This window comes from Streptomyces albidochromogenes, from assembly GCF_005981925.1.
GTDB lineage: Bacteria > Actinomycetota > Actinomycetes > Streptomycetales > Streptomycetaceae > Streptomyces > Streptomyces albidochromogenes.
Genome location: NZ_VBVX01000425.1, coordinates 1 through 4,567, shown reverse-complemented (window position 1 = coordinate 4,567; position 4,567 = coordinate 1). Strand labels below are relative to the sequence as shown.

Here is a 4,567-nt window from a genome sequence, read left to right as displayed (position 1 = left end):
GTACGGAGGCGGGGGAGCGGGCGGGCACGGCCGCCCCCGGCAGCGGCGTCCTCAGGGCCCACGTCGGCCGGGTGCCGCCGTCCTCGGCGGCCGGCCGGTCCGCCGGCGCGGGCGTACCGGCGGCCGGGGCCGGGGCCGGGGGCCCCGGCCGCACATCGGGCCGGCGCTCCGGGTGGTCGAAGTCCAGCCGCACTCCGAGCGGCATGGTGGGCGAGTCGAGCGCCGAGCGCAGCGCCCAGCGCGTGCCGAACCCGCCGCCGGCCGGCCCGTCCCGCTCCGTGTGCTCGCCGCCGGCGAAGACCCCCGCGTCGCCGTCGACCGCCAGGTCCGCCAGGTCGCCGTCCGGAGCCGCCGCGTCCGCCCCGCTGGGCGTCTCCGGCGGCGCCGACCGCACCACCCGGTACAGCATCACGCCCGCGACCGAGGCCACGACCGCCAGGCTGGAGATCTCCGCGATCCCCGCCCCCACGAGCCCCATGCGAGGCAGCAGAAGAAGCGTCAGCCCGAGCACCAGGACGCACAGCCCGCCCTGGAGGTAGGCGAGCGGGGAGGTGCGGCTCTGGGCACGCAGGACCGCGAAGTACACCTCGATGACGACGCGCAGCAGCGCGCCGACGGCGAACCAGCGCAGCAGCGGGGTCGCGGCGTCGGCGTACCCCTGGCCGAACACGCCCAGGATGTACGGGGCGCCGAAGAACAGGACCGCCGCGACCGGCAGCATGATGCGCGCCATGCGGCGCAGCGCGGCGCGGCAGTTGCGGGCGAGGGTGCTCGGATCGTGCGCGCCTTCGACCGTCAGGGAGGCGCCCATGTTGATCGCGAGCAGGTTGACCGTGCCGCCGATGGTCGTGGTGATGTAGAAGTACGCGTTGTCCTCGGCGCCGACCTGCGAGGCGACGATCACCGGCACCGCGTACACGACGGCCAGTGAGAACAGCGACCCCGTGTAGTCGCCGGCCAGGAACCGGCCCATCTGGCGCAGCGTCGGCGGCCGGGCGCGGTCCTCGGTGGCCGCCACGTGCCGCGGCACCAGGCGCCGGAAGACCAGCCATCCCAGCGGGACCACGGACACGGCGATCGCCGCGACCCACGAGACGAACACCCCGGCGGTGGGGACCGAGGCCGCGATCACGACCAGCAGCACCAGCTTGACCGCCGAGAAGACGGTGTTGCCCACGGGCACCCACAGCGCGCTGCGCAGGCCCGTCAGCACCCCGTCCTGGAGCGTGAGCAACGACCAGGCGACGACGGCGATCACGAAGACCGCGCCGTTCAGCGGCCCGTTCAGGAAGCTGTACGAAGGGCCCCACAGGCCGAGCGTCGACAGGAACACCAGCGCCGCGCCCGCCACCACCACGGAACTGCCCGCGTACGTCCGCAGCACCAGCCGCCCGGTCCCGCGCCCCGCCACCGGTATGAACCGGGCGAGCGCCCCGGTCAGCGTCAGCGCGGTCAGCCCGGCCAGCAGCTTCATCGCGGCGATGGCCGCCGAGCCCTGGCCGACCGCGGACTCCGAGTAGTACCGGGCGGCGGCCAGCCAGAAGCTCAGGCCGAGCAGCGCGCTGATGCCGGTGTTGAGCATCAGCGCGTAGGCGTTGCGAAAGAGCGGACTGCCGCCGCCGCTTCCCGGCAGGCGCAGGCGGCGCGCGGTCGGCGGCTCGTCCTTCGCCGGGCTTTCGGCCCGGGCGGTGGTCGTGTCAGGCACGGCTCCTGCTTACCTTCCGGCCGGCCGCGCGGGCTCTGCGGACCACGGCGTACCCCTTGGTGAGGGCCCTGCTTCCGGCGAACGTACGGGCGACGGACCGCCCGTGCACCAGACGTTCGAACTCCTCGATGCCGGTGGTGCGCCGTACGGTCACCCGTGCCAGGGCGTACGGCCCCTGGCACCGCCGGGCGAGGGCGTTGCGCACGGCGAGCGACTGGGCGAAGCCGGCCTCGCGCACCGTGCGGCGCACCCGCCGGCTGGAATAACCGTACGGGTAGGCGAAGGACACGGGCCGGGCGCCCAGCTCCTCCGTGATGATCTCCCGGCAGCGCCGGGCCTCGAACCACAGCTCCTCGTCCGGCAGTTGGTCCAGCTGTGGATGGGTGTGGCTGTGGCCACCGATCTCGGTACCGGCGGCGGCCAGTTCCCGCACCTGGTCCCAGTCGAGCATCGTGTCGAGCGCGCCTCCCGTGTCGTACGGGCCGCGCAGCCAGCCCGTCGACACGAACACGGTGGCGGCGAAACCGTGCCGGGCGAGGGCGGGGAGGGCGTGCCGGTGCACGCCCTCGTAACCGTCGTCGAAGGTGATCAGCACCGGCCGCCGCGGCAGTGTCCCGTCGCCCCGCCACGCCGCGCCCAGCTGCGCGGTGGTCAGCGGGGTGAAGCCGCCTTCGCCGAGCAGTGCCATCTGCTCGGCGAACGCCTCGGGGGAGACCGAGAGGCCGTACGCCGCCCTCGCGGGCCGGGGCCCCACCGCGTGGTACATCAGGATCGGGACCGGCCCGCTCACGGCGCCTCCTCCCGCGCCCGGGGTCTGCCGGCACCGGCCGCCGGACCCGGCCGCGGCGCCGGGTCCGGCACCGAGAACCTCGCCCCGCCCCGCCGGGCCCGGAGGGTGCCGAGCACGTAGCCGCCCGCCGCCGCCACCACCCCGGCCACGATGGCCCCGGCCCGGCCCGCGCCGCCCGGCCGCCCGAGGGCCGCGTCGCGCAGCCCCCGGGCGACACCGGCCGGCAGGACCCGGGTGGTGTAGCGGCGTTCGGACTCGAGCCCCTTGCCCATGCCGACACTGCGCGCCACGAGTGCCTTCGACAGCCCCTCGGCGTACGCACGCGTACGGAAGTAGCCGAAGCGCTCCCGGACGGCCGGGACCTTGTGGTGGATCACCGAGCGGTCGTCGATCAGCAGCACCGCGTCCGGCAGGGCCCGGGTGAGCCGGATGCACAGCTCCGTCTCCTCGCAGCCCAGCGGCCGCTTGTCGCCGTCCCTTCCGATGCCGGTGGCGAACCCGCCCACCACCTCGAAGGCCGACCTGCGGAAGGAGGCGTTGCCGCCGAGGACGTTGCGGACCCGCACCCGCCCGGGCGGCAGCCCCCGGTACGTACAGCCGACGATCCAGTCGAACTCCTCCGGGAACCAGTGCGGCCGACGGCCGGACGCCCACGCGGGCACGGTCCGGCCCCCGACGGCCATGACGCGCGGGTCCTCGTACCCCTCGGCGAAGTGGCGCAGCCAGTCGCGCTCCGCCACGGCGTCGTCGTCGAGGAACGCGACGACCTCGCCGCGGGCGGCGGCGACACCGGTGTTGCGGCCGGCGGAGAGGCCGCGGGGGCCCGCGTTGGCGAGCACCCGCACCTCCTCGCTCGGCGTCGTGTTCGCGCGTACCTCCTGGCTCAGGCGCTCCAGCAGCGCCGGATTGTGGTCCACGACCAGCAGGGTCTCGGCGGCGGGCCGTGACTGGCGGCGCACCGAGTCGACCGCCGCGAGGATGTCCTCCCAGCGGTCCTCGGTGTACACGCAGATCACCACCGAGATGTCCAGATGGCTCAAGACACCTCTCCCCGGCCGGCGCCGGGGGCGAAGACCGGCGGGCGGCGCCGTCCGGTGCGCCGCTTCCCCTGCTCCTTCAGGATCACTCTCAGGACGCGCAGCCCGTCCCGTACGGCGCTGAGGTTGCTCATGCCGTGGATGCGGACGTATTCGTGGCTGGGGATCTCCTGGACCCGCAGGCCGGCCTTGACGACCCGGATGTTCATCAGCGTCTCGACCTCGAAGCCCGTGCAGTCGAGGTCGATCTTGTCGAGGCAGTGCCGCCAGAAGGCGTTGTAGCCGTAGCAGAGGTCGGTGTAGCGGGCTCCGAACTTGGCGTTGACCACGGCGCACAGCACCCGGTTGCCGAGCTTGCGGACCGGGGTCATGTCGTCCGTGCCGCCGCCGTTGGCGAAGCGCGAGCCCTTGGCGAAATCGGCCCCCGACACGAGCGCCGACACGTAACTGACGATCTCGTGGCCGTCGGCCGAGCCGTCCGCGTCGACCATAACGATGATCTCGCCGGTGCAGGCGGCGAATCCGCTGATGAGTGCGTCGCCCTTGCCTCTTCCGCGCTGCTTGACGACTTTGATTCCCGGCCAGAGGTCACGGGCCACCCGGACGGTGTCGTCGGTCGAATTCCCGTCGACCAGGATCACTTCGTGGATCCAGGCCGGAAGGGTCTTGAAGACGTACGGAAGATTCTCCGCCTCGTTCATGGCGGGGATCACGACGCTGACCGGCGGCGCGATGGCGAGATGTGAGGAGACAGGGCGGTAATGGCTTGCGGACGTCCGTTGATCCTGGCCCTCGATCACAGGGCGGAGGAATGAGCTCATGAGTCTTTTCCCTCTCCACCGGTGGACCGCCCGCCCCCGGGCGGTCCGGATGAGTTTCCGGTTCGAAAGGGGGGTTCTCGCCCGGCCCATGACGGAATACGTCTCCGTACGGGACGGGCGAGTCGGCACAGCTTTCCCACGCGGCACGCGACTCGGCACAGTGCTGATCGAATGCAGCACTGATCACCGAGCACGACACCCCCCTACCGCGCCC

Annotated in this window: 4 protein-coding genes; all 4 read right to left on the bottom strand. The window is 73.2% G+C overall.

What is annotated here, in order from left to right:
• A partial coding sequence (locus E2E34_RS31690) for a polysaccharide biosynthesis protein (RefSeq protein ID WP_208765396.1) occupies positions 1–1,705 on the bottom strand: 1,705 nt, incomplete at its 3' end.
• Entirely contained in the window at positions 1,698–2,471 is a 774-nt protein-coding gene (locus tag E2E34_RS31685) for a polysaccharide deacetylase family protein (protein WP_138905296.1), read from the bottom strand. The genes E2E34_RS31685 and E2E34_RS31690, both read right to left, overlap by 8 nt.
• 20 nt (positions 2,472–2,491) lie before the next feature.
• The gene (locus E2E34_RS31680; RefSeq protein ID WP_138905295.1) at positions 2,492–3,535 is read right to left on the bottom strand and encodes a glycosyltransferase family 2 protein; all 1,044 of its coding nucleotides are present in this window, start codon (positions 3,533–3,535) and stop codon (positions 2,492–2,494) included.
• Entirely contained in the window at positions 3,532–4,353 is an 822-nt protein-coding gene (locus E2E34_RS31675; RefSeq protein WP_138905294.1) for a glycosyltransferase family 2 protein, read from the bottom strand. The genes E2E34_RS31680 and E2E34_RS31675 overlap by 4 nt, the downstream gene beginning before the upstream one ends.
• Between the last annotated feature and the right edge of the window lie 214 nt (positions 4,354–4,567).